Raw genomic sequence first — 24,206 nt, forward strand, 5'->3', positions numbered from 1 at the left:
CGCGGGGTAAGATCATCCTATGCCTGCGTTGCCACCATTCTGTTTCATCAGCGGTCCAGCGAGTCGGCGGGGACCGGCGCTGATGCTCTGGTGGCCAACTAGCCGTGTCAGCTTTCGGTAGCGCCGCCCCGGGTCAAGGCGCCTTCCCGACTTGCCGTTAATCGACGGCGGGGGAAAGCCCCGCGGCGGCCACCAGGGCGCGGGTGTAGTCGCTTCTGGGGTTCTCGAGTACCTCCAGGCAGTCGCCGTTTTCCACCACCTCGCCCTCCTTGAGTACCATGATGCGGTGGGCCATGGCGCGCACCACGGCGAGGTCGTGGCTGATGAACAGGTAGCTCAGCCCGCGGCGGGCCTGGAGGTCGCGCAATAGCGCCACCAGCTGCTTCTGAACGGTGCGGTCCAGCGCTGAGGTGGGCTCGTCGAGCACGATCAGTTCGGGCTCGAGGATGATAGCCCGGGCCACCGCGATGCGCTGACGCTGGCCGCCGGAAAACTCGTGGGGATAGCGGTCGGCACAGTCGGCGGGCAGGCCCACCTCGGCCAGGGTCTCAGCCACTCGGCGGGCGATGTCGACCTCCGTGAGCGCCGGCTGGTGGAAGCGCAGCCCTTCGCTGACGATCTCCGAGACGGGAAGCCTCGGCGAAAGCGACCCGAAGGGGTCCTGGAAGACGATCTGCACGCGGTGACGCAGGCGGCGCAGGGCGCCGCCGGTCAGGGTATCCAGGCGGGTGTCGCCGAAGGTGATCTCGCCGTGGCTCTGGGTGAGGCGAAGGAGCGCCAGGGCGAGGGTGGTCTTGCCGGAGCCGGACTCGCCGACGATGCCCAGGGTCTCGCCGGGGGCCAGCGTGAGGTTCATGGGCCTGACCGCCTCGAAGGCCGGCGGGCGTGGCATGAACAGCTTCTTGGGGCGTCGAAAGCTGACGCCGAGGCCACGGGCCTGTAGCAGCGGTGCGCCGCGGGGTACCGGCCCCGGACGGCCCTCGGGCTCGGCGTCGAGCAGGGTGCGGGTGTAGGCGCTGGCCGGTGCGTCGAAGACCCTCTCCACCGGCCCTGTCTCCTGCTCGCGCCCCTGGTACAGCACGCAGACCCGATCGGCGTGGCGCCTCACCAGATTGAGATCGTGGGTGATGAACAGCATGCCCATGCCGTGACTGTCGCGCAGCTCGGCCAGCAAGGCGAGGATCTCCTGCTGAACGGTGACATCCAGTGCCGTGGTGGGCTCGTCGGCGATCAGCAGCTCGGGGTCGTTGGCGATCGCCATGGCGATCATCACCCGCTGGCGCTGGCCGCCGGAGAGCTGGTGGGGCCAGACGTCGATCAGTTCCTCGGGGCGTTGCAGCTTGACCTGAGCCAGCAGCTCGATGATTCGGGCTCGCGCCCCACGCCCGCTGAGTCCCTGGTGCAGGCGCAGGGTTTCGCCGACCTGCTTGCCCACGGTGTGCAGCGGATTGAGCGAGGTCATCGGCTCCTGGAAGATGAAGCCCACCCGGCCGCCGCGCACCCCCTGCCAGTCGCGCCGGCGCAGCCGGGCGAGGTCGGTGTCGCCCAGCCGGCGTGTGCCGCTGACGGCGGCGTTGCCCGGCAGCAGGTCCATGGCGCCCAGCGCCGACACCGACTTGCCGGAGCCGGATTCGCCCACCAGCGCCAGGGTCTCGCCACGGTTCACGGTGAGGCTGAGCCGGTCCACCACGGTGGCGCCGTCGAAGGCGACGGAGAAGTCCTCGAGGCGCAGCAGCGCAGAACGGGACGAGGGTTCAGGCATCGGTCTGGCTCCTGGCGGAGGCTTGGGGCGCCGCGGACGGATTCGCAGCGGGCACTGGCGTCGCGGCATGGCGCACATGGCGGGGGTCGAAGGCGTCGCGCAGCCCCTCGCCGATGAACACCAGCAGCGAGAGCATCAGCGAGAGGCTGACGAAGGCGGTGATGCCCAGCCAGGGGGCGTGCAGGTTGTTCTTGCCCTGGGCCACCAGCTCGCCCAGCGACGGCGAGCCGGGGGGCAGGCCGAAACCCAGGAAGTCCAGGGCGGTCAGGGTGGTGATGGCACCGGTGAACAGGAAGGGTACGAAGGTGAGGGTGGCGACCATGGCGTTGGGCAGCACGTGGCGCCACATGATCAGCCGCGGCGGCAGCCCCATGGCCCGGGCGGCGCGCACGTACTCGAGGTTACGCGCGCGCAGGAACTCGGCGCGCACCACGTCGACCAGACCCAGCCACGAAAACAGCAGCATGATGCCGAGTAGCCACCAGAAGCCCGGCTGCACGAAGCTGGCCAGGATGATCAGCAGGAAGAGCACCGGCAGCCCCGACCAGATCTCGGTGAAGCGCTGGCCGATCAGGTCGGTCTTGCCGCCGAAGTAGCCCTGGATGCCGCCCACCAGCACCCCCATGATCAGCGACCCGGCGGTGAGCACCAGGGCGAAGGCCACCGAGAGGCGGAAGCCGTAGATCACCCGGGCCAGGACATCGCGCCCCTGGTCGTCGGTGCCGAGCCAGTGGCGGGCATCCGGCGGCGCCGGCGAGGGGCGCATCATCTGCATGTCCAGAGTCTGGTAGGAGAAGGGGATCGGCGGCCACAGCGCCCAGCCGTTCTCCTCGATCTGTGCCTGCACGAAGGGGTCATGGTAGTAGGTGGTGGTGGGCAGGAAGCCGCCGAACTCGGTCTCCGGATAGTCCACCAGCAGCGGCATGTACCACTGGCCGTCGACCTGCATGACCAGCGGCTTGTCGTTGGCGATCAGCTCGGCGCCGATACTCACCACGAACAACGCCAGGAAGACCCACAGCGAGACCCTGGCGCGACGGTTGGCCCGGAACACCGCCAGGCGGCGGCGAGTGATGGGGGAGAAGCGGTCCGTCGGGCTCTTGAAAACGGTCTTGAAGAAAGCGGTCATCGGCTCAGGACTCCCGTGTCTCGAAGTCGATGCGCGGGTCCACCCACACATAGGTCAGGTCGGAGACCAGCTTCAACAGCAGGCCGACCAGCGTATACAGATAGAGGGTGCCGAAGATCACCGGGTAGTCGCGCTGCATCACGGCCTCGAAGCCGAGCAGGCCCAGCCCCTCCAGCGAGAAGATCACCTCGATCAACAGCGACCCGGTGAAGAAGATCGCGATCAAGGCACCTGGCATGCCGGCGATGATGATCAACATGGCGTTGCGGAATACGTGGCCGTAGAGCACGCCGCCGTCGCTGGCCCCCTTGGCCCGAGCGGTGAGCACGTACTGCTTGTGGATTTCGTCGAGGAAGCTGTTCTTGGTCAGCATGGTCAGGGTGGCGAAGCTGCCGATGGTCATGGCCACCACCGGCAGGGTGATGTGCCACAGGTAGTCCTTGACCTTGCCCCAGGTCGTGAGCTCGTGGAAATCCGGCGAGGTGAGCCCGCGCAACGGGAACAGATCCCAGTAGCTGCCGCCGGCGAACAGCACGATCAACAGGATCGCGAACAGGAAGCCGGGGATGGCGTAGCCGACGATCACCAGCCCCGAGGTCCAGATGTCGAAGCGCGAGCCGTGGTGGAGCGCCTTGCGGATGCCCAGCGGAATCGAGATCAGGTAGACCAGCAGGGTGGTCCAGAGTCCCAGCGAGATCGACACCGGCAGTCGTTCGATCATCAGCTCCACCACCGGTCGATCGCGGAAGAAGCTGTTGCCGAAGTCGAAGGTGGCGTAGTCGCGCATCATGGTCAGGAAGCGCAGGTGGGCCGGTTGGTCGAAGCCGAACTGCTCTTCGAGCTGCTCGATGAAGCGCGGATCGATGCCCCGGGCCCCCCGGGATTCGTCGCGCACCATCACCTCGCCGCCGGCCTCCAGCCGGGTGCTGGCCATGGCATTGGCGCCTTCGAAACGGGCCAGCATCTGGTCGATGGGGCCGCCCGGGGCGGCCTGCACGATGATGAAGTTGAGCAGCATGATCCCGATCAGGGTGGGGATCATCAGCAGCAGGCGGCGCAGGATATAGCGACTCACGAGGGCGGCTTCCTTGTTCGTGTCCGGGGCGGCCTCAGCGGCGGCGCAGGCGCTGGTTGATGTCGGCTTCCCGCTCGGCGTTCACCCACCAGGCGGCCAGGTCCATGCCATATTCGGGGAAGGGCTCGGGCCAGGCGAACTTGTCCCAGATGGCGATGCGGGTCTCGCCGGAGTGGTAGTGGGGGATCATCGGGAAGCGCCACAGCAGTACCCGGTCCAGGGCGCGGGCGGTCACGTTGAGCGACTCGCGGCTGTCGGCGCGGATCAGCCGCTCGACCAGGTCGTCTACCACCGGGTCGGCCAGGCCCATCAGGTTGCGGCTCTGGGGCGTCTCGGCGGCGGCGCTGGTCCAGAAGTCACGCTGCTCATTGCCGGGGTTGTTCGACTGGGGGAACTGGCCGACGGTCATGTCGAAATCGAAGCTGCGCAGGCGGTTGAGGTACTGGTTGATATCGACGATGCGGATGCTGCCGCGGATGCCCAGGCGCGCCATGTTGCGCAGCATCGGCTGGGTCACCCTTTCCATGCCGGTGTCGAACAGCAGCACCTCTACCGTCAGCGGCTGCCCCGTCTCGCCGTGAACCAGGCGGTCGCCCTCCACCTCGTAACCGGCCTCGCGCAGCAGCTCCAGCGCCAGGCGAAGCCGTTCGCGCAGCTCGAGGGGATGGTCGATGGGCACCGGTTCGTCGAACAGGCGCTCGGGCAGTTCGTCCCGCCAGGGGTCGAGCAGGGCCAGTTCGTCGCCCTCGGGCAGTCCACTGGCGGCCATCTCGGAGTTCTGGAAATAGCTCTCGGTGCGCCGGTAGGCATCAAAGAAGAGGTTGGCATTGAGCCAGGGGAAGTCGAAGGTCAGCGACAGGGCCTCGCGTACGCGGGGGTCATCGAACTTGTCGCGACGCAGGTTGAAGATGAAGGCCTGCATGCGGGCCGGCTGGCCGTCCGGCACTTCAAGGCGGCGCACCAGGCCGTCGCGGTAGGCGGGGAAGTCGTAGCCGATCGCCCAGGTGGCGGCGCGGGCGTCGATGCGGTAGTCCAGCACCCCGGCCTTGAAGGCCTCCCAGGCGATGTCCCGGTCCCGGTAGTAGTCGTAGACCAGCCGGTCGATGTTGTGGCGCCCGCGTTTCACCGCCAAGTCCTGGCCCCAGTAGTCGGGGTCGCGCTGGTAGACGATACGCCGTCCGGGGTCGATCTCACCGATGCGGTAGGGGCCGGAGCCGGGGTGGGCGGCCAGCGTCGGTGCGGTGAAGTCGTGCGCCTCCCAGTAGTGCTTCTGCAGCACCGGCAGCTGACCGACGATCAGCGGCAGCTCGCGGGAGTGCACCTCGGCGAAGTCGAAGCGTACGGTCTGATCATCGAGTGCCGTGACGCCCTCCACGTCGGCGTAGTAGGCGCCGTAGAAGGGGTTGCCCTGCTCGGTGAGCAGCTCGAAGCTGAACACCACGTCATGGGCGGTGACCGGCTCGCCGTCGTGGAAGCGCGCCTCGGGGCGCAGGTCGAACTCGATCCACTCGCGGTCCGGGTCCAGGCGGATGCCTTCGGCGAGCAGGCCGTAGACCGAGAAGGGCTCGTCGGGATTGCCTTCCACCAGAGTGTCGTAGATCTCGAAAAGCCCCGCGGCCGGTGTGCCACGGATGATGAAGGGGTTGGTGGAGTCGAAGCTGCCGCCTACCGCCGCCTGGGTCAGGGTGCCGCCGCGGGGAGCGTCGGGATTGACGTGGGGGAAATGGGCGAAGCCTTCCGGCAGCGCCGGCTCGTCGTAGAGTGCCAGACCGTGAACGGTGGGCACCTCGTCCGGGGAGGCCGCCGCCGCCGGGTGGGTCATTATAACGACCATGAGAGCGGCCACAAACGAGGCCGCCGGCGCAGCCGGCATCAAGCAGGCCAGGGCGGGGAAGGCGGCCAGGGGCGGGCGGCGGCGCAGGGCGACGGGCATCGGCGACATCCTTGGTCGGTGGCGGCCGGCTCGCGGTGGAGCCGGTATCGGTCGGCCAATAAGGTGTCAGGCCCTTGGCGGCTTGGCAAGCCTCCCGGTACCACCCCAGCCTGTGCTTAACGCGAGGCGAGGCTCTGACGGGGCAGGTCGAGGACCTGGCCGGGCTGGATGACGTCGCCGTTGAGGCCGTTGGCCTGGCGGATCTGGGAGACGCTCACGCCCTGGCGAGAGGCAATTGCCGACAGGCTGTCGCCGTTCTGCACCACGTAGCGTTCTTCACCATTGCCGGTCGGCGAGGAGGGCGACTCCAGGCGGGCCATCAGGGTGTCGGCGCGGTCGGCCGGGACCAGAAGAACCCTGGCCTGGCCGGGGTGGGCGGTGCCGTTGCTGAGTGCCGGATTGAGGTCGGCGAGCTCGCCACGGCTGGCGCCCGAAAGGCGGGCGGCCTCATCCAGGCCCAGCGGACGACCCACGGGGATCTTGGCGAAGGCCGGCGCGTCCTCGATCTCGGGAAGCGCGACCCGGTAGTAGTCAGGATCATCGATGATGGCGGCGATGGCCTTGAGCTTGGGGACGTAGTTCATGGTTTCCCGGGGCAGGCTGAGGCTCCAGTAGTCACCGCCCTTGCCGCTGGAAATGGCATTGCGGCGCGCCCGGTTCACGGTGCCGGCACCGGCGTTGTAGGCGGCCAGCGACAGCTCCAGGTCGCCTTCGTACCACTGGTCGGCCTGCAGTTCGATATAGTCCAGGGCGGCGCGGGTCGAGGCCACCACGTCGAGGCGGCCGTCATAGCCGCGGGCGCGGCGCAGGCCGAGGGCGTCGCCGGTGCCGGGCATGAACTGCCACAGGCCGGCGGCGCCGCGATGGCTGCGGGCGGTGGGGTCGAAGGAGCTCTCCACGAAGGGGATCAGGGCGATCTCACCGGGCAGGCCGCGCTCTTCCACCTGCTCGACGATCCAGGCCAGCCAGGGGCGGGCGCGCTCGGTGATCTCGACGATGTTGTGGGGGCTCTGGCGATAGTGCTCGATCCACTGCTGGACGCGGGGCTCGTCGATCCCTTCCTGCCACTGCAGGCTGGCGCGCAGCCGACTCCAGGCGTCGCGCGGCTCCAGGGCCAGGGCATCCCAGAAGTGCTGCTCCGACGGTAGCCGGCTGGTCTGTGAGGCGGGCTGGGACGTCGAGGTCGCACTGAACTGCGCGTTCAGGCGCTGCTCGGAGCTCAGGGGGGCGGCCTGGCTGTAGACGCCGCTCGCCAGCAGCGAGCCGATCAAGGCGGTGGTGCTGGCAAAGCCGATCAGCATGCGTCGTTTGGTGTGGTAGGTCATCTGGAAGAGTTCCTCCTGGTCGTGTGCGGTCCCGCCGACAGCGGGGCAAACCGCATGACGTCCAATCGGGGCAAGGTCAAAAATTGTCTTTCCAGCTGCGCAGCGTGGCAAAGGTGGCCACGTCGCTGTCGGTGTCGCCATGGGCCGAGGCGGCCTGGCGTACGCCGGCATCCTGGCTGCGCAGGAAAGGATTGATGCGTTTCTCGCGGGCCAGGGAGCTCGGCAGCGTGGAGCGGTCGAGTTCGCGAGCGTGCTGGCACTCTTCCATTGCCTTGGCCACATCCGGATTGTGGGGGTCCGCGGCCAACGCAAAGCGCAGGTTGGCTAGGGTGTATTCGTGGGCGGCGAACACCAGGGTGTCATCGGGCAGTGCCGCCAGCTTGCCGAGCGATTCGTGCATCTGCTCGGGGGTGCCCTCGAACAGTCGACCGCAGCCGGCGCTGAACAGGGCATCGCCACAGAACAGCAGCGGCGGGATGCCGGCGGTGAAGAAGGCGATATGATCCAGGGTGTGCCCCGGTACCTCATGCACCTCGAACAGTCGGCCCATGGCGCGGAACTCATCACCCTGACCGACTCGCTCGTCGATGCCGGCGAGCTTGGGGTTGTCGGGGCCGATGACCCGGGGCGCATAGCGCTCGATGAGGGTCGGCAGGCCGCCGGTGTGATCCTGATGGTGGTGGGTGATCAGCACCGTGGAGAGGGTCAGTCCCTCACGTTCGATCAGCTCGACTACCGGGGCGGCATCACCCGGGTCGACCACGCAGATTTCGGCACTCGTATCCTGGCGCAGAAGCCAGATATAGTTGTCGCCAAACGCTGGAATCGGTGTCACGCTCAACATGGCATGGCATCCTGTATGGGCATGAACGGGTCGCAAAATCCGCCCAGAATGGAGGAACCAGCTGTCGATGTCAATTTCCCCCACGGTTTCGTCTCTGGCTGCGCTGGTGCGAGAGGGTCGCCGCTTCTGGGCCACCCCCGGCGGTGAGGCGGTGCGCCAGGCCGAGCGCGCCTGCCTGGGGCCGGTGTGTGAGCGTCTGTTCGGCGTCCACAGCCTTGAGCTCGGCATGGGAGTGGCGCTGGCGGACATGTGCCCGGTGCGTCACCCGATGGCCTGGGCCCCGACCCGGGAGCTGGCGGAGCATCCTGCCACCCTGGTCTGTTCCCCGGAGGCGCTCCCCCTGCCCGACGACTGTCTGAGCCTGGTGGTTATCCATCACCTGCTCGAGGTGGCGCCCGATCCCCACCGTACGCTTCAGGAGGCCGCCCGGGTAACCCGTGACGACGGAAGGCTGATTATTTTCGGTTGGATGCCGCTCTCGGCGGGGGCCTTGCCGCGGGTCTGGCCCGGCCGCCGTCGGCGCCTGCCCTGGCGTGGCCACTGGCGTACCCCGGCGCGCCTGCGAGACTGGCTGACATTTGTGGACTTCGAGATCGAGCGGGTAGACTACTGCGGCTTTCATCTGCCCGGCGCGCTGCCCTGCAATGCGTCTCTCGAGACCCTCGGGCGGCGGCACAATCTGCCGCTGGGCGACAGCTACATGATCCAGGCGAGCCGGCGGCCCCAGCTGGCCCAGCGCCAAGGTTCGTCGCTCGGCTTCGCCAGGCCCTTCGGCGGCTCCGCCCTGGGGGCTACCCGGGTGGGCCAGTCGCGGTACCTGCCCGTGCCATACCCTCCCAACGACCAGGAAAGGGTGACAGAGGTTGACTGAGACGCTGACCGAGAAGGTTGCCGAGACGGGGGCCGACGCCTTGCCCGAGGTGATCATCTATACCGACGGCGCCTGCCGCGGCAACCCCGGCCCCGGCGGTTGGGGCGCCCTGCTCAAGAGCGGGCAGCACGACAAGACGTTGAACGGCTTCGAGGCCCGCACCACCAACAATCGCATGGAGCTGATGGCGGCGATCATGTCGCTGCGCGAGCTCAAGCGGCCCTGTCGCGTCCAGCTGTGGACCGACTCGGAGTACTTGCGCCGTGGCATCACCGAGTGGATCCACAACTGGGTCAAGCGCGGCTGGAAGACGGCCGGCAAGCAGCCGGTGAAGAACGCCGAGCTGTGGCGTGAGCTGCTCGAGGAGACCCACCGACACCGGATCGAGTGGCACTGGGTCAAGGGCCACAGCGGCCACCCCGGCAACGAGCGCGCCGACCAGCTGGCCAACGAGGCCATCGATGAGGCCCGTTCGAAGGCCTGAGTCGGTCGCGCTCGCATCCTGATATTCTGATGTCCGTTTTTCCTGAATGGCCCCATCGAGGCAGAGAGTTCGCCATGCGTCAGATCATTCTCGACACCGAAACCACCGGCATCGACCCCCGGGAAGGCCATCGCCTGATCGAGATCGGGGCGGTGGAGATGGTCAACCGCCGACTCACCGGCAAGTCCTATCACCAGTACATCAACCCCGAGCGGCAGATCGAGGCCGAGGCGGTGGGGGTGCACGGCATCACCGACGAGCGGGTGGCGGGGGAACCGCTGTTCGCCGCCATCGCCGATGAGTTCTGGGCCTTCATCGAGGGCGCCGAGCTGGTTATTCATAACGCCCCCTTCGACGTGGGCTTCATCGATCACGAGTTCGAGAGACTCCACCGGGCCCGCGGCGAGCCTCGCCTGGGGCCGGTGGCGGCGCACTGCGGGATCCTCGACACCCTGGTGATGGCCCGCGACAAGCACCCGGGCCAGCGCAACAGCCTCGACGCCCTGTGCAAGCGCTACGAGATCGACAACGGTCACCGGGTGCTGCACGGCGCCCTGCTGGACGCCGAGATCCTGGCCGATGTCTATCTGGCCATGACCGGCGGTCAGACCGCGCTCTCCCTGGACGCCTCCGGCGCGGGAGAGAACGGCCTGGCCGGCACCGGCGGGATGGCGATTCGGCGCCTCGCCCTGGAGCCGGGTCGCCTGGCAGTGCCGTCACCCAGCGAGCAGGAACTGACCGCCCATCGTGCCAAACTATCAAAGATTCGCGAAGCGGCCGGTGAGTGTCACTGGGACCGAATGGGAGAGGGGGCCCCGCACTGATGCTGCGCCGTGAGCTGCCCCTCGAGGCGGCAGCAGGGAGGGTCATACGTCTGGCCCAGGGTCGCATCGCTCCGGGCCCCGACGGCGGCCTGCTGCAGCCGACGCAACCCTGGACGCCGGCCATGCAGCCGCTCTGCTTCTGGGATGATGAACCAGTGGCGCTGTCGCTGGAGGCGTCGCCGGGTGAAGGCTGGCAGGACGGGCGTGGCTGGCTGGCCACGCTGCCGGAGTCGCGCTTCGCGCTGCTCTCCACCGTCCTGCAGATCGGCGCCTGGTTGCGTGATCACCGCTTCTGTGGTCGCTGCGGCGCTCCTTCGAAGCGGCTGGATGCGGAATTCGCGATGCACTGCCACGGCTGCGGCCATCGCAACTACCCACGTATCTCGCCCTGCATCATCACCCTGGTGACCCACGGTGATGCCCTGCTGCTGGCGCGCAGTCCGCGCTTTCCGCCGGGGCGCTATTCGACCCTGGCCGGCTTCATCGAGCCCGGCGAGTCCGCCGAGGAGGCGGTGCGCCGTGAAATCTTCGAGGAGGTAGGGCTGCAGGTGGGCAGGATCCGCTACTTCCGCAGTCAGGCCTGGCCCTTTCCGCATTCGCTGATGCTCGGTTTCTTCGCCGAGGCGGCCAGCCGGCGTATCCGCATCGACGGCGTGGAGATCGCCGATGCGGCCTGGTACTCGCCACGGCGCCTGCCGTCTCTTCCGCCGCTCTATTCGATCTCAAGAGCGCTGATCGAGACGCATCTGGCCGAGGTGGCGGCACGCTAGAGGCAAGGTGCCAGAAACGCATCGGACCGCCCGATGGCGTCCCGATCGGGGAATATCTTGCAGCAGGGTTCAGCTCGCGGGGAACAGGCTGGTCAGTTTAGTGGCTAGCATGACATTGCCGGTGGCCTTGAGCTTGCCGGTCATGAAGGCGGTCATGCCGTTGACCTCGCCGTTCATGATGCCCTTGAGGGTGTCGGTGCTCATGCTCAGGCTGACGGAGGGGTCGTCGTGCTCGCCCTCCTGGACCTCCAGGGTGCCGTCCTTGATCACCAGGTAGTGGCTGCCGGCATCACTGAAGTGAAACTGGAAGATGTCATCCATGCCCCTGGCGGACTGGGCGTCGAAACGGGACTTCAGCTTGTCGAGGGTGGAAAGGCTCATCGGGGCTCCTGGCGTGTGGGGAGTGAGTCGCCGGTCAGGTTATTTCAAACGATTGTTTCATTCAAGCGCCTTCACGTCATTGACGGTGCTTGGCGTCTTGGTCCGAACAACAACAGATGCCCGGACGTGAACAGTAGCCCGAACAGGGACAGGAGAGACGCATGAACGAATGGTTGGCCGATTTCGGCATGTTTTTGGCTCAGCTCGTGAGCCTGGTGGTGATCATCGCCCTGGCAGTGGCACTGGTGGCCCGCATACGCGGCGAGTCGACCGATCGTACGCGACTCCGCCTCGATGAGCTCAACGACGCCCGCGACTACCGCCGCCGGCGGCTGACCCTGGCCGCCAGTGCCCCCGGAGCCCGCAAACGCCTCATCAAGGGCTTTCGCCGCGAGGACAAGGCCCGCGACAAGTCCGGTCGCAAGGGGGAGGCGGGGCGGCAGCCCATTGCCTGGGTGATCGACTTCCACGGCGATATCCGCGCCAGTGCTACGGGCCGGCTGGCCGAGGAGGTCTCGGCGCTGATCGAGGCCGCCGACAAGGGTGACGAGGTGATCGTGCGGCTGGAGTCGGCCGGAGGGCTGGTGCATGCCTACGGGCTGGCGGCCGCCGAACTCGACCGGCTGCGCGAAGCGGGCCTCAGGACCACGGTGTGCGTGGACAAGGTGGCCGCCAGCGGCGGCTACCTGATGGCCTGCGGGGCCGATCAGCTACGCGCCGCGCCCCTGGCAGTAGTGGGGTCCATCGGCGTGGTGGCCCAGGTGCCCAACGTTCACCGCCTGCTCAAGCGTCACGACATCGACGTGGAGGTGCTGACCGCCGGGCGCTACAAGCGCACCTTGACCGTGTTCGGTGAGAACAGCGAGGAGGGGCGCGAGAAGTTCGTCGATGAGCTGGAGAGCGTCCATGAGCTGTTCAAGCGTCACGTGGCCGAGCGACGCCCGGCGCTGGATATCGAGGCGGTGGCGACCGGGGAAGCCTGGTATGGCCGTGAAGCCCTCGAGCAGGGTCTGGTGGATGCCCTGGGCACCAGCGAGGCCTATCTGGTGGCGCGCATGAAGGACGCACGGGTAATCCGGCTGCGCCTGGAGCCGCGCCGCAGCCTCGCGGATCGGGTAGGGTCTGCCGTTTCGGTCGGGGTGGAGAGGGCGCTGGAGAAGGGGCTAGAGGTGCTGGAGCAGAGCCCGCTGCGCCGCCGCTAGTCGGCCAGCCCCAGCTGGCCGAGGGCTTCGATGATCGTCTGGGCGCTGTCGCCCTGCCAGGAGTAGTAGATGGTCTGGGAGGCCCGCCGGGTGGTCACCAGGTTCTCCCGGCGCAGGATCGCCAGATGCTGGGAGAGCGCCGACTGGCTGAGGGTGAGCCGGCTGTTGAGCTCGGTCACCGAGAGCTCCTGCCCGTCAAGCAGACACAGGATGCGCAACCGGTTGTCGTTGGCCATGGCCTTGAGCAGCGCCGTGGCCCGGTCGATAGCGGTGTCCCCCCCGGCGAGGAGGCGCGCTGATGTGCTGTTGGAATTGCCCATGTCGATTCCCCGCGCTGGTCAAGCCATCCTCGCTGCTCGATGGCGAGCGTCCTTTCCTGATTTAGCAGTTTAAAGCATAGACCACATGGCCGGGAGCGGAAGAGTGCTCATCCGCGTTGAGAAAGGGTTGGTGTCGGGTACTGTTGTTGACAATTTTACCTCTTATATCTCCACCTTTTGTCGAAAGTTAGCCTATCGTAGGAGTGCGGTGGCGGCAAAGTGCATTACAGTGTCAACAATCCATCGATGTCACTGACCTGCTACGGGACGATCATGAGCACCTACGCCAACGAATTTCGCCGCTCCATCGAGCAGCCGGAGAGCTTCTGGGCCGAGCAGGCCCGTCGCATTCCCTGGTACAAGGCCCCGACCCAGATTCTCCACTATGACGAGGCCAACCACGCGCGCTGGTTTGCCGACGGCGAGCTGAATATCTGTCATGCCGCGTTGGACCACCATGTGGAGCAGGGCCGCGGCGATCAACCGGCGATCTTCTGGGACTCGCCAGTCACCGACAGCAAGCGCACCCTGACCTATCGGGAGATGCGCGACCAGGTGGCCAGCTTCGCCGGGGCCCTCAAGGGTCTGGGGGTGGAGAAGGGCGATCGCGTGGTGATCTACATGCCCATGGTGCCCGAGGCGCTGGTGGCCATGTACGCCTGCGCGCGCCTTGGCGCCGTCCACTCCGTGGTATTCGGCGGCTTCGCCCCCCACGAACTCGCCGTGCGCATCGAAGACGCCACGCCCAAGGTGGTGGTGGCGGCCTCCTGCGGGGTCGAGGTCAACAAGGTGCTGCCCTACAAGGGGATCATCGATTCGGCCATCGAGCAGAGCAGCCACAAGCCCGATGCCTGCGTGATCTTCCAGCGCGAGCAGTACATCGCCGAGCTAGGCGGCCGCGACCATGATTGGGCGACCCTGATGGCCCAGGCCGAGCCGGCCGACTGTGTGCCGGTGAAGGGTACCGATCCGCTCTACGTGCTCTACACCTCCGGCACCACCGGCAAGCCCAAGGGCGTGGTCCGCGATACCGGCGGCTATGCGGTGGCATTGGCCTACTCCATGGACGTCATCTACGACGTGGCGCCCGGCGAGGTCTTCTTCTCGGCCTCCGATGTGGGCTGGGTGGTGGGTCACTCCTACATCGTCTACGCGCCGCTGCTGCGCGGGGCCACCAGCGTGGTCTATGAGGGCAAGCCGGTGAAGACCCCGGACGCCGGCGCCTTCTGGCGGCTGATCAACGAGTACCAGGTGAAGAGCTTCTTCACCGCGCCGACGGCGTTCCGGGCCATCAAGAAGGAAGACCCGGATGGCAAGCTGCTCGAGCAGTACGATATCTCCTGCATGAAGGCGCTGTTCCTGGCCGGTGAGCGCCTCGACCCGCCCACCTTCCACTGGCTCGACGACCTGCTCGACGTGCCGGTGATCGACCACTGGTGGCAGACGGAGTCCGGCTGGCCCATCGCCGCCAACCTTCATGGCCTCGAGCCGATGCCCACCAAGGCGGGCAGCGCCACCGTGCCGGTGCCGGGCTTCGACGTGCAGATCCTCGACCGCGAGGGCGAGCAGATGGGGCCGATGGAGCAGGGCAGCGTGGTGATCAAGCAGCCGATGCCGCCGGGCTGCCTGGCGGGGGTGTGGGGTGACCCGCAGCGCTTCCACTCGGCCTACATGGCGGCCTACCCGGGCTACTACCTGACCGGCGACGGCGGCTATGTGGACGAGGACGGCTACCTGTTCATCATGGGCCGGACCGATGACGTCATCAACGTGGCCGGCCACCGTCTCTCCACCGGTGAGATGGAGGAGGTCGTCGGCGCCCATTCGGCGGTGGCCGAATGTGCGGTGATCGGGATCCACGATGCCCTCAAGGGCCAGCTGCCCATTGGCCTGGTGATTCCCAAGGACGGTTTCGAAGGCCGAGAGGATGACCTTGAGCAGGAACTGATCGCCCTGGTGCGCGAGAAGATCGGCCCCATCGCCTGTTTCAAGCAGGTGCTGGTGGTGGATCGCCTACCCAAGACCCGCTCCGGCAAGATCCTGCGCAAGCTGCTGCGCAACATCGCCGACGGCAAGGAGTACGGGGTGCCCTCTACCATCGACGATCCGGCCAGCCTGCAGGACGTGCACGAGGCCATGAAGGCCCGCGAGGTGGGCGCCGCCCACGAGGCGCGCCAGGTCTGATGCGCTGACGGCCCGACCCTGTGGCATCGACATTGTTGATGCCACCCAGGACGCCGCCCTTCGGGGCGGCGTCTGCGTTGGCGGGCATGGCCAGCGGCGGGCGGGGTCCGTATAATGCGCGGCCGCACGCTGCCATCGGCAGCCCGTTCCATGAGGGTTCCCTCACCCCTCCGTTAAAAAAGGATACCGTCATGTTCGCGCTTTCCGACGCCCAGCAGCGCCGCCTGCTGGCGCTGCTGATCACCTTTCATATTGCGGTGATCGCTGCCAGCAACTATCTGGTGCAGCTCCCCTTTACCCTGTTCGGTTTCCATACCACCTGGGGTGCCTTCAGCTTTCCGTTCATCTTCCTGGCCACCGACCTGACCGTGCGGCTGTTCGGCAAGGAGCCGGCCCGTGCCATCGTGATGCGGGTGATGCTACCGGCGCTGGTCATCTCCTACGTGGTCTCGGTAGTGTTCCCGCGGGGCAGCTATGCCGGCCTCGAGGCGCTGGGGGAGTGGAACCTGTTCGTCGCGCGTATCGCCGTAGCCAGCTTCATGGCCTATCTGCTCGGCCAACTGCTCGACGTGCACGTGTTCGATCGCCTCCGCGGCCTCAAGGCCTGGTGGGTGGCGCCGGCGATCTCCACGGTGCTGGGCAACCTGGCCGACACCTTTGCCTTCTTTTCGATCGCCTTCCATAACAGCCCCGACCCCTTCATGGCGGCCAACTGGCTGGAGATCGCCTGGGTCGACTATGTCATCAAACTGGCCATCAGCCTGCTGTTCTTCGTGCCGCTGTATGGTGTGCTGCTGAGGACCCTGAGCCGTCGGCTGCTGGCGGCTACCGATGCAGAGTCGCCGGCCGCTTCGGCGGCCCGACCCCGCCCCTGAGACTGGCCGATTAACCGGCCGAGGAGAGAGTGTCATGCCCGTAGAGCTCAACTATCAGGACACCGGTGGCGAGAGCGTGCCGCTGGTGGTCATCCATGGCCTGTTCGGCAGCGCCGACAACTGGCGTTCCCACGTCAAGGCGTGGCAGGAGACGCGGCGTGTGATCACCGTGGACCTGCGCAACCACGGCCGCTCCCCCCACGCCGAGGGCATGGGCTATGACGTCATGGCCGAGGATGTGATCCAGCTGCTGGATCATCTGGAGATACCGCGCGCCCATCTGCTCGGGCACTCCATGGGCGGCAAGGTGGTGATCTCGCTGGCGCGGGTGGCGCCGGAGCGGGTGGCCTCGCTGATCGTCGGCGACATCGCTCCGCTGGCCTATGGCCACGACCACGACACGGTGTTTGCCGGCCTGCGGCGCTTGGAGGAGGGGCAGCCGGCCAACCGCCGTGAGGCCGACGCCCTGCTGGGCGAGCACGTCAAGGAGCGGGCGGTCAGGCTGTTCCTGGCCACCAACCTGGAGCGTGCCGAGGAGGGGGGCCTGACGCTGCGCCTGGGGCTCGACGAGATTCAGGATGACTACGAGACCATCATGGGGCCGCCGGCGGGCGAGGGCCCCTTCGTGGGGCCGACCCTGGTGCTGCGCGGCGCCAACTCTCACTACGTCACCGACGCGATGCTCCCTGCCCTGAAGGAGGTGCTGCCCGAGGCAGTGGTGGTGACCCTGGAGGCCGGGCACTGGCTACATGCCGAGCAGCCCGAAGCCTTTCGCGAGTCGGTGGATGCGTTTCTCGCCCAGCGCGCGGCATAGCCCCGGAGGGAAGGCCAGGGGGCCGTCCCTCAGGGCGCGCCCAGATCGACGGCCAGCTTCTCCACCGGCGTGAGTGTCTCGAGCAGACCCTGCTCATGCAGGAAGGCCTCGAAGCGTGTGTAGCCGCCCTGGTCCAGGGCGGCGGGTCGGGCGCTCAGTCGCAGCAGCATGGCCGGCCACGTATCCCGGTTCGCCGGGGTGTCCAGGGTCGGCTCGTTCGCCGCCAGCAGCGCCCAGGCCGCCTCGGGATACTCGAGGCTCCAGGCAGTGGCCTCGGCCAGGGCCTCCAGCAGCCGCCGCAGGCTCTCCTTCTGGGCGCCGAGTCGGTTGCGGTTGGCCACCAGGATCAACCCTTCATGGCGCGGAATGCCGTGCTCTTCCAGGTTCAGTAGCCGCACGGCCACCCCCTCGTCGCCCAGTCGCCGGGGCAGCGCGAGGCGCTGCGGTGTCATCACGCCGTCCAACCTCTTATCGACCATCTGAATGACGGCACTGAAGTTGACGTCCACCAGCTCCAGCTCCTCGATGGCGATGCCGTGGGGCTTGAGCAGCGCCGGCAGCAGCAGCTCACGGCTCTCCTCCATCGAATAGCCGATTCGTTTGCCTGCCAGCTGGGCCGGTGACTCCATGATGCCGTCGTCACGCAGCAGCAGCCCCGCCAGGGGAAGGTCGACCAGGGTGCCGACCCGTACCAGCGGCAGGCCACGATCCACCTGCAGATGCAGCAGCGGCTGGCGACTCACGGCCAGGTCGATGCGGCCGGCCGCCAGCAGCCGAGTCGGCAGGGTGGGGTCGGCAGGGGTGGTCAGGGTCACCTGCAGGCCGCGGCGCTCCAGCATGCCCTTGTGCTGAGCGATCAGCAGGGCGGCGTGCTGGGGGCCGGGGTACCAGTCGAGCATGATCTCCAGGGTCTTGAATGGCGGCGGCTCGAGCGGCTCGGGAGGCGTGAGCGTTACCATGGGGCCCTGTTCGACGACCGCGCCGGCCTGGTGGGGAGGCGCTGTGCCATCGGGCTCCCTTGCAGCGCCGGTGTCCTGCCCGCTGGTGTCGCTGGCATGGGCCCGATTCGGCTGTGCCGTCGTCTCGGTTACCTGCTCGGTGCCTGTCTCGCGGCGGGATTTCCGGGAATCCTCTTCGGCCTCTTCCTTGATGCCTGCAGCCAGCGCCGGGAATTCGGGCACTACGACGGCTGTGTTCAGGACTCGGGTATTCGGCTCCTCCTGACGCAGGTCGGGCACGGCCAGGGGCTCGGCCGCCGCGCTCGTCACTCTCGTCATCAGCGCCGCCGCGGTCAGGGTCGCCATCAACAGGGTGAGAGAGGACACGACGACGGAAAGGCGCTTGAGCTGGGCGGGGTCGGGCATGCAGGGGCTCCGGCAGTGGTGCCGGTACGCGACCGGCCGGCGGCAGCAGAGTGTATCCGCTGCCGGGAAGGGCTGACCAGCCCTGCGGGCGGCGTCGCACCGCTGCGGGCCTCGTGCGATAATGCCCGATATGCCGCAACGAGGATGCCATGGACACCGTTAATACCCTCTTCATACTCTGCGGCTTGCTGATCGGGCTCAGTGTCCTGGCCAGCCGCCTCTCCAGCCTCGTGGGTTTCCCCCTGCTGCTCATCTTCCTGGGCTTGGGCATGCTGGCGGGGGAGGAGGGCCTGCTCGGCATTCAATTCGACGACTACTCCATGGCCTTCGTCATCGGCCACGTGGCGCTGGCCATGATCCTGCTGGATGGCGGGCTGCGGACTCGTATCAAGACCTTTCGTGTTGGCTTTCGTCCGGCCCTGTCGCTGGCCACCCTCGGCGTCTTCATCACCAGCGGTATCGTCGGCGTGTTGGCCATGTGGATCTTCGACCTCACCCTGATGCAGGGGCTGCTGGTAGGGGCCATCGTGGGCTCCACCGATGCCGCCGCGGTGTTCTCGATGCTCAGCGGCCGCGGGGTGAATCTCAACGAGCGGGTGGGCGCGACCCTCGAGATCGAGTCCGGCACCAACGACCCCATGGCGATCTTCCTGACCCTGGTGCTGGTGGAGATGCTGGTCGGAGACTTGAGCGGCACCGCCGATACGCTACTGCTGCTGGTGCAGCAGTTTGGCCTGGGGCTGGTGATTGGCGTGGGCGTGGGTTGGCTCAGCGGCAAGCTGCTGCGCTGGGTGGACCTGGCCCCCGGCCTTTACTCCCTGCTGGCGCTCGCGCTTGGCTTCAGCGTGTTCGGCATCACCAGCTTCCTCGGCGGTAGCGGCTTCCTGGCGATCTATCTGGCGGGGCTGATGATCGGTAACCAGCCCGGACGACATATCAACTTCATCCTGCCGGTTCACGACGGACTGGCCTGGTTGAGCCAGATCGGGCTGTTCCTGGTGCTTGGCCTGCTGGTCAATCCCAGCGAACTGCTCGAGGTTGCGCTTCCCGCCAGCCTGGTGGCGCTGGCGCTGATCTTCGTGGCCAGGCCCCTGGCGGTGCTGATCAGCATCAAGCCCTTTTTCAAGTTCCGCTGGCGGGAGACCGGTTTTATCGCCTGGGTGGGCCTGCGCGGTGCCGTTCCTATCGTGCTGGCGATCTTCCCGGTGATCGGCGGGGTGGAGAACGCCTCGCTCTACTTCAATGTGGCCTTTGCGGTGGTGCTGCTCTCGCTGCTGATCCAGGGCGGATCCCTGGGGTGGATGGCGCGGCGGATGCGGGTGCAGGTGCCGTCGACCGTTACGCCCAATCAGCGCGGCCCGCTGGGCATCCTCCCGGAGAACGACTTCGAGATGTTCGTCTACAAGGTGGAGAACACCGACCTGGAGGATGTACCGATCCGGCTGCTGCGCTTCCCTTCGGGAGCGCTGATTTCGGCGCTGTTCCGCGACCATGTGATGCTGCACCCCAAGGGCAGTACTCGCCTGCAATTGAATGACGTGATCTGCGTGATCGGCCGCAGCGAGGATCTGCCGGCGCTGAATCGCCTCTTCAATGGTGATGCCAAGCTCAAGCAGGAGCGGGCCTTCTTCGGTACCTTTACCTTCGCCGGCGATGCCCGCATGCAGGATATTGCCGACGCCTATGGCTTGACGCTCAGCCAGGCGGAGAAGGAGATGACCCTGGCGGACTTCATCTCCCTGCGCGTCGGCGGGCATCCGGTGGTGGGGGATGACGTGGACTGGCACGGCATTCACTGGGTGGTCAGCGAGATGGAAGGCAACATCGTGACCAAGGTGGGGCTGAGGCTTTACTGAGGCGTTGTTGCCTGCTGGCGAATCTCGACGCTGACCTCCACGGAGGCCTCGGGCGTCGCCAGCCACATCATGCCGTCCTGAAGGGTCGCATTGAGCTCCATCCCTCTTGCGGCCAGCGTGCCGAGCTCGCTGACGCTCTGTGGGTCGACGTCGATGACCGTGAGGTTGGAGAGGCTGCGCAGCTTGCCGGCCAGCTGCTCCCACCAGAGTCGGGAACCCTGGCCGCCATAGGTGTAGATCACCACCTGCCCGGCACGGCCGCTGGCCCGGCGTATCTCGCGTTCGTCCGGCTGGCCGAGTTGAATCCATAGCTCGATCTCGCCCGTGAGGCTCGTGCGCGACAGGTCCGGCTCGTTATCGGCGCTGACGCCTCGTCCGAAGGCCAGGTCCGGATGGGCGTGACGCGCAAAGGCCATCAGGCGCAGCATCATGCGCTCGTCGGTCTCGGACGGGTGGCGGGCAACGGTCAGCACATGCTCGCCATAATAGTGACGATCCATGTCGGCGACCTGCAGCCGCGCCTTGCAGATGGTGGCCTTCAGCGCCATGGCGCCCTCCTGGTGATGGTGGGTAGGGTGGCCAGAAACGAAAAAGGCACCCGTAGGTGCCTGATTCCTTTGATGTGATGGCGGAGGGACAGGGATTCGAACCCTGGAAGGGTGTTAACCCTTGCCGGTTTTCAAGACCGGTGCATTCAACCGCTCTGCCATCCCTCCGGCTTACGGCAGCGAATATTACCAGCTTTCGTTGCCGGGTCAAGAGGGCCACCGGATCAAGGCGTTAGCCAGGTCGCCGAATGGGTGGCACACTGGTCCCTGCAACGGTCCCCGCAACTCCGGAGCCTGCCATGACTCAGACCAACAGTATGGCTTCCTTCCCGGTAGCCGCCATCTCCTGCGCGGTGGTGAAAGAAGGATGCCTGCTGGTGGTGAGGCGGCGCAACTCGCCCAATGCCGGGCGGCTGGCGCTTCCCGGCGGCAAGGTGGAGCCAGGCGAGCGCCTGGCCGAAGCTTCGGTGCGCGAACTGCTCGAGGAGACCGGCGTTCGGGCCACGGCTTGCCAACCGCTCACCGCATTCGACATTATCGAGCGTGATGACAATGGCAGGCTGCGCTTCCACTACGTGGTGGTGGTCATGCGCATGTCCTGGGAAGCCGGCGAGCCAGTGGCCGGCGATGACGCCACGCACGCCTGCTGGATGGACCTCGAGGCTCTCACGGCAGCCGCAGGTGATGTCTGCACCACGGCGGCCGAAGTGGCCACGCACCTGCTTGGCGCAAGGAATCATCGTTGAGCCAAGCCCGGTCAAGGGCTTGCGCGGGGAACCTCGAGTCGGCATTCTAGGTCCATTGTCACGACCCATCAAAACACAGGGAGCCTGGACACATGGCATACCAAGACACTCAGCTAACTCGCCCGCAGAGCCAGGCGATCGGTACCAACAAGGTGCTGCGCAACACCTACGGCCTGCTTGCCATGACGCTGTTGTTCTCGGCGGTCACGGCCGGCGCTGCGATGGCCATGGGCGTCGAGCGCATGAACATCTTCGTGTTCTTCATCGGCGCTTACGGCTTGATGTTCCTGGTCCACAAGACCGCCAATTCGGCCCTTGGACTGCTGACGACCTTCGCCTTCACTGGCTTCATGGGCTTTACCCTGGGGCCGATTCTCAATGCCTACCTGGCACTGCCCAACGGTGCCGCCCTGGTGATGAACGCTCTGGCCATGACCGGCCTGACCTTCATCGGCCTCTCCGCCGTGGCGTTGATCTCCAAGAAGGACTTCAGCTTCCTGGGCAACTTCCTGATGGCCGGCGCCATCGTGCTGATCCTGGCCATGGTCGCGGGCCTGGTCTTCCAGATCCCCACCCTGATGCTGATGGTCTCTGCCGGCTTCGTGCTGTTTGCCTCGGCCGCGATCCTCTACCAGACCAGCGAGATTGTGCACCGGGCCGGCGAGACCAACTACATTCTCGCCACCATCACTCTCTATGTGTCGATCTACAATCTCTTCATCAGCCTGCTGTCGCTGCTCGGTATCATGAGCAGCGACTGAACCTGGCCGGTCACGAGGACTTCGGCTGGCCCCGCCTCGGCGGGGCCAGCCTGTTTGTGGAGTGTCGATAGCCATGATGCGCTACGCGATTCTGCTGATGGGGGCGCCCTACAGCAGCCAGGCCGCCCACTCCGCCCTGCGCTTTGCCAGGGCGGTGGTGGGGCGAGGCCACCGGTTGGAGGGCGTGTTCTTCTACCATGACGGCGTTCACAACGCTGCGCGTCTTGCAGCGCCGCCCCAGGACGAACCGCACCTGGGGGATGGCTGGGAGGCGCTGGCCGCCGACCATGGTGTGCCGCTTCAGGTCTGTATCGCCGCCGCCCTGCGCCGCGGGCTGCTCGATGAGCGCGAGGCCGCCCGACACGGCAAGCCGGGGCATAGCGTCGAGCCTCCCTTCGAGCTGACCGGGCTTGGCCAGCTGGTGGATCTCGGCCTGCGCTGCGATCGTCTGGTGACTTTCGGACCCTGAGGAGACGTCATGGCAAACGACAAGGCGCAAGGTATCGAGGGCGATCTGCTGGTGATCCTGCGGCACGGTCCCCACGGCACCAGCTGGCTCCGCGAGGGCCTGGATGCCGCCCTCGTCGCCGCGGCCTTCGGGCGCAGGGTGACGCTGCTGTTCATGGGTGAGGGCGTCACTGCCCTGGTGCCCGGCCAGAAGAGCGGCCCCCTGGGGCAGAAGGGCACCTCGCCCACGCTCGAAATGCTCGAGATGTATGATATCGATACCCTGCTGGTGGAGGCCGAGGCGCTGTCGCACTTCGGGCTGGACGTGGATGGACTTATGCTGCCCGCAAGGGCGGTGGCTCCCGCCGAACTGGCCGCACTGGCCACCACGCATGCACTGGTACTGACCTTCTGAGGGCGGCGGTGCCGCCCGGAGACACACGACATGCTGCTGCATATTCTCAATCGCTCGCCGGCCACCAGCGAGGTCTATCGGCAGGCGCTGGCGGCCATGGGGCCGGATGATCGACTGCTGCTGATCGAGGACGGCGTTCAGGGCGCCCTGGGCGGACTGGTTGACCGCTTCGGCGACCTCCAGGGTCGTCTCCATGTCCTGGAGGAGGATCTCTCCGCCCGCGGTCTCGAGCCACTGTGCGATGCCTCGGTGGCCTTGGTCGACGTTGAGGGGTTCGTGACCCTGACCGAAGAGGCCCAGCGAACGGTGAGCTGGTTCTGATGGCAAGTACAGAAATATACCGTTATCTTTCTATGCCTGAAAAACAGGTGGCCCTTGATCCGGAAGGCTACCTGATCAAACTCGAGGATTGGACCCCCGAAGTCGCCAGCGCAATAGCCGCCGAGGAGAGCATCGAGTTGACCGATGAGCATTGGGAGATCATCGAGGTCCTGCGCGACTTCTACCGGCGTTTCGAACAGGCGCCGGCGATGCGGCCGCTGGTCAAGGCCGTGGCGAAGGCCCTCGGCGAGGAGAAGGGGCGGTCGATCCACCTAATGCGCCTCTTCCCCGGCAGCCCTGCCAAGCTCTGCGCGCGCATCGCCGGGCTTCCCAAGCCTAGCCATTGCCTGTGAGCGACGCGTGAACTTCCTCGCCCATGCCTGGCTGGCCCGTGGTGGCAGTGATGAGTTCCTGTGGGGCAACCTGATCGCCGACGGCGTAAAGGGCAGTGACCTCTCGGGCTGGCCCGAGGGTGTCGCCGCCGGGATTCGCCACCACCGTCGGGTGGATGCCTTCGTGGATGCTCACCCGGTAGTGGCCGAGATACGCCGCCGGGCGCCGAGCCCCCAGCGCCGCTATGCCGGGATTGCCCTGGATCTGGTGTGGGATCATTTCGTGGCGAGGGAACTGAGGCTGCAGGTGCAACCGTCTCCGCTGGTCATACGCACCTACCGGTTATTGCGGGCCCAGCCGGCGCCGGCACGTCTGGCCACCCTGGTACCGGTCCTGGTGGATCAGGACTGGCTGCATCGCTATGCCGATTTCGCCTTCACCTGCCGGGCCATTGCCGGTATCGGCCGCCGACTCTCAGGCCCCAATCGCCTGGCCGAACTGGTGCCCTGGCTCGAGGAGGAGCACGCTCGTCTGGCAGTGGATTTCCAGCGTCTGTGGCCGGAGGTCCGCCAGGCGCTGGAGGTGAGGGAAGGATGATGCGAGGCACAATGAGAGGCGAGGG

At 66.7% G+C, this 24,206-nt stretch carries 26 protein-coding genes and 1 tRNA gene; 16 read left to right on the forward strand and 11 right to left on the reverse strand.

Annotated features, from left to right (window positions below):
* Window positions 1–157 precede the first annotated feature (157 nt).
* The 6 genes from ACM26W_RS09580 to gloB all read right to left on the reverse strand — a co-directional run bounded on the left by ACM26W_RS09580 (window position 158) and on the right by gloB (window position 8,068).
* Window positions 158–1,762, reverse strand: a complete 1,605-nt coding sequence (locus ACM26W_RS09580; protein ID WP_416140597.1) for an ABC transporter ATP-binding protein — start codon at window positions 1,760–1,762, stop codon at window positions 158–160.
* The gene (locus ACM26W_RS09585) at window positions 1,755–2,891 is read right to left on the reverse strand and encodes an ABC transporter permease (RefSeq protein ID WP_416140598.1); all 1,137 of its coding nucleotides are present in this window, start codon (window positions 2,889–2,891) and stop codon (window positions 1,755–1,757) included. Before ACM26W_RS09585 ends, ACM26W_RS09580 begins: the two co-directional genes overlap by 8 nt.
* A 4-nt stretch (window positions 2,892–2,895) precedes the next feature.
* Entirely contained in the window at window positions 2,896–3,966 is a 1,071-nt protein-coding gene (locus tag ACM26W_RS09590) for a microcin C ABC transporter permease YejB (RefSeq protein ID WP_416140599.1), read from the reverse strand.
* Window positions 3,967–4,000: 34 nt separating this feature from the next.
* Window positions 4,001–5,800: an extracellular solute-binding protein gene (locus ACM26W_RS09595; RefSeq protein WP_416140849.1), complete on the reverse strand. Its 1,800-nt coding sequence runs from the start codon at window positions 5,798–5,800 to the stop codon at window positions 4,001–4,003.
* A gap of 215 nt (window positions 5,801–6,015) precedes the next feature.
* Window positions 6,016–7,224: a transglycosylase SLT domain-containing protein gene (locus tag ACM26W_RS09600; protein WP_416140600.1), complete on the reverse strand. Its 1,209-nt coding sequence runs from the start codon at window positions 7,222–7,224 to the stop codon at window positions 6,016–6,018.
* 76 nt (window positions 7,225–7,300) lie between these two features.
* Window positions 7,301–8,068, reverse strand: coding sequence for a hydroxyacylglutathione hydrolase (gene gloB / locus ACM26W_RS09605; RefSeq protein WP_416140601.1), 768 nt, complete (start codon window positions 8,066–8,068; stop codon window positions 7,301–7,303).
* Between the two features lie 67 nt (window positions 8,069–8,135).
* Here gloB and ACM26W_RS09610 point away from each other — a divergent pair, with 67 nt between their 5' ends.
* From ACM26W_RS09610 to nudC, 4 genes are all read left to right on the forward strand, one after another.
* Window positions 8,136–8,939: a class I SAM-dependent methyltransferase gene (locus ACM26W_RS09610; protein WP_416140602.1), complete on the forward strand. Its 804-nt coding sequence runs from the start codon at window positions 8,136–8,138 to the stop codon at window positions 8,937–8,939.
* The gene (gene rnhA, locus ACM26W_RS09615) at window positions 8,932–9,423 is read left to right on the forward strand and encodes a ribonuclease HI (protein WP_416140603.1); all 492 of its coding nucleotides are present in this window, start codon (window positions 8,932–8,934) and stop codon (window positions 9,421–9,423) included. The genes ACM26W_RS09610 and rnhA overlap by 8 nt, the downstream gene beginning before the upstream one ends.
* Window positions 9,424–9,497: 74 nt before the next feature.
* A complete protein-coding gene (gene dnaQ / locus ACM26W_RS09620) occupies window positions 9,498–10,247 on the forward strand; it encodes a DNA polymerase III subunit epsilon (protein ID WP_416140604.1) in 750 nt (249 codons plus the stop codon).
* The gene (nudC, locus tag ACM26W_RS09625; RefSeq protein WP_416140605.1) at window positions 10,247–11,017 is read left to right on the forward strand and encodes an NAD(+) diphosphatase; all 771 of its coding nucleotides are present in this window, start codon (window positions 10,247–10,249) and stop codon (window positions 11,015–11,017) included. Before dnaQ ends, nudC begins: the two co-directional genes overlap by 1 nt.
* Before the next feature lie 69 nt (window positions 11,018–11,086).
* Here nudC and ACM26W_RS09630 read toward each other — a convergent pair whose 3' ends face one another.
* Window positions 11,087–11,398 (reverse strand): SCP2 sterol-binding domain-containing protein, encoded by a 312-nt coding sequence (locus tag ACM26W_RS09630; protein ID WP_416140606.1) that lies wholly within the window; start codon window positions 11,396–11,398, stop codon window positions 11,087–11,089.
* A 161-nt stretch (window positions 11,399–11,559) separates the two neighbouring features.
* Between ACM26W_RS09630 and sohB the strand changes: the two genes are divergently transcribed.
* On the forward strand, window positions 11,560–12,600 hold the full coding sequence (gene sohB, locus ACM26W_RS09635; protein WP_416140607.1) for a protease SohB: 1,041 nt from the start codon (window positions 11,560–11,562) through the stop codon (window positions 12,598–12,600).
* Here sohB and ACM26W_RS09640 read toward each other — a convergent pair.
* Window positions 12,597–12,920: an ArsR/SmtB family transcription factor gene (locus ACM26W_RS09640; protein ID WP_416140608.1), complete on the reverse strand. Its 324-nt coding sequence runs from the start codon at window positions 12,918–12,920 to the stop codon at window positions 12,597–12,599. The genes sohB and ACM26W_RS09640 overlap by 4 nt on opposite strands.
* 273 nt (window positions 12,921–13,193) lie before the next feature.
* On the opposite strand from ACM26W_RS09640, the gene ACM26W_RS09645 reads away from it, so the two are divergent.
* The 3 genes from ACM26W_RS09645 to ACM26W_RS09655 all read left to right on the forward strand — a co-directional run bounded on the left by ACM26W_RS09645 (window position 13,194) and on the right by ACM26W_RS09655 (window position 16,793).
* Window positions 13,194–15,104: a propionyl-CoA synthetase gene (locus tag ACM26W_RS09645; RefSeq protein WP_416140609.1), complete on the forward strand. Its 1,911-nt coding sequence runs from the start codon at window positions 13,194–13,196 to the stop codon at window positions 15,102–15,104.
* Between the two features lie 191 nt (window positions 15,105–15,295).
* Entirely contained in the window at window positions 15,296–15,979 is a 684-nt protein-coding gene (locus ACM26W_RS09650; protein WP_416140610.1) for a 7-cyano-7-deazaguanine/7-aminomethyl-7-deazaguanine transporter, read from the forward strand.
* Between the two features lie 34 nt (window positions 15,980–16,013).
* Window positions 16,014–16,793 carry an alpha/beta fold hydrolase gene (locus ACM26W_RS09655; protein ID WP_416140611.1) on the forward strand — a complete coding sequence of 260 codons (780 nt, stop codon included), beginning with the start codon at window positions 16,014–16,016 and terminating at the stop codon, window positions 16,791–16,793.
* 29 nt (window positions 16,794–16,822) lie between these two features.
* On the opposite strand, the gene ACM26W_RS09660 is transcribed toward ACM26W_RS09655, so the two are convergent.
* Window positions 16,823–18,157, reverse strand: coding sequence for an ABC transporter substrate-binding protein (locus tag ACM26W_RS09660; RefSeq protein WP_416140612.1), 1,335 nt, complete (start codon window positions 18,155–18,157; stop codon window positions 16,823–16,825).
* A 149-nt stretch (window positions 18,158–18,306) separates the two neighbouring features.
* Here ACM26W_RS09660 and ACM26W_RS09665 point away from each other — a divergent pair, with 149 nt between their 5' ends.
* Window positions 18,307–20,013, forward strand: coding sequence for a potassium/proton antiporter (locus tag ACM26W_RS09665; protein ID WP_416140613.1), 1,707 nt, complete (start codon window positions 18,307–18,309; stop codon window positions 20,011–20,013).
* Here ACM26W_RS09665 and ACM26W_RS09670 read toward each other — a convergent pair.
* Window positions 20,007–20,561, reverse strand: a complete 555-nt coding sequence (locus ACM26W_RS09670; protein ID WP_416140614.1) for a YaeQ family protein — start codon at window positions 20,559–20,561, stop codon at window positions 20,007–20,009. The two genes, ACM26W_RS09665 and ACM26W_RS09670, sit on opposite strands and share 7 nt — an antisense overlap.
* 78 nt (window positions 20,562–20,639) lie before the next feature.
* Window positions 20,640–20,729, reverse strand: a tRNA-Ser gene (locus ACM26W_RS09675).
* Between the two features lie 131 nt (window positions 20,730–20,860).
* On the opposite strand from ACM26W_RS09675, the gene ACM26W_RS09680 reads away from it, so the two are divergent.
* The 7 genes from ACM26W_RS09680 to ACM26W_RS09710 all read left to right on the forward strand — a co-directional run bounded on the left by ACM26W_RS09680 (window position 20,861) and on the right by ACM26W_RS09710 (window position 24,181).
* Window positions 20,861–21,307 (forward strand): NUDIX hydrolase, encoded by a 447-nt coding sequence (locus ACM26W_RS09680; RefSeq protein WP_416140615.1) that lies wholly within the window; start codon window positions 20,861–20,863, stop codon window positions 21,305–21,307.
* A gap of 92 nt (window positions 21,308–21,399) precedes the next feature.
* Complete coding sequence (locus ACM26W_RS09685; RefSeq protein ID WP_416140616.1) at window positions 21,400–22,068, forward strand: Bax inhibitor-1/YccA family protein; 669 nt, start codon at window positions 21,400–21,402, stop codon at window positions 22,066–22,068.
* Window positions 22,069–22,144: 76 nt separating this feature from the next.
* Window positions 22,145–22,537: a sulfurtransferase complex subunit TusD gene (gene tusD / locus ACM26W_RS09690; protein ID WP_416140850.1), complete on the forward strand. Its 393-nt coding sequence runs from the start codon at window positions 22,145–22,147 to the stop codon at window positions 22,535–22,537.
* Window positions 22,538–22,546: 9 nt separating this feature from the next.
* Window positions 22,547–22,930 (forward strand): sulfurtransferase complex subunit TusC, encoded by a 384-nt coding sequence (tusC, locus tag ACM26W_RS09695; RefSeq protein WP_416140617.1) that lies wholly within the window; start codon window positions 22,547–22,549, stop codon window positions 22,928–22,930.
* A 30-nt stretch (window positions 22,931–22,960) separates the two neighbouring features.
* Window positions 22,961–23,251, forward strand: a complete 291-nt coding sequence (gene tusB / locus ACM26W_RS09700; protein ID WP_416140618.1) for a sulfurtransferase complex subunit TusB — start codon at window positions 22,961–22,963, stop codon at window positions 23,249–23,251.
* The gene (locus ACM26W_RS09705; RefSeq protein WP_416140619.1) at window positions 23,251–23,604 is read left to right on the forward strand and encodes a TusE/DsrC/DsvC family sulfur relay protein; all 354 of its coding nucleotides are present in this window, start codon (window positions 23,251–23,253) and stop codon (window positions 23,602–23,604) included. Before tusB ends, ACM26W_RS09705 begins: the two co-directional genes overlap by 1 nt.
* Before the next feature lie 7 nt (window positions 23,605–23,611).
* Window positions 23,612–24,181, forward strand: a complete 570-nt coding sequence (locus tag ACM26W_RS09710; protein WP_416140620.1) for an ACP phosphodiesterase — start codon at window positions 23,612–23,614, stop codon at window positions 24,179–24,181.
* Window positions 24,182–24,206: the final 25 nt, after the last annotated feature.

The sequence above is a fragment of the Halomonas sp. HK25 genome (assembly GCF_047795635.1).
Lineage (GTDB): Bacteria > Pseudomonadota > Gammaproteobacteria > Pseudomonadales > Halomonadaceae > Halomonas.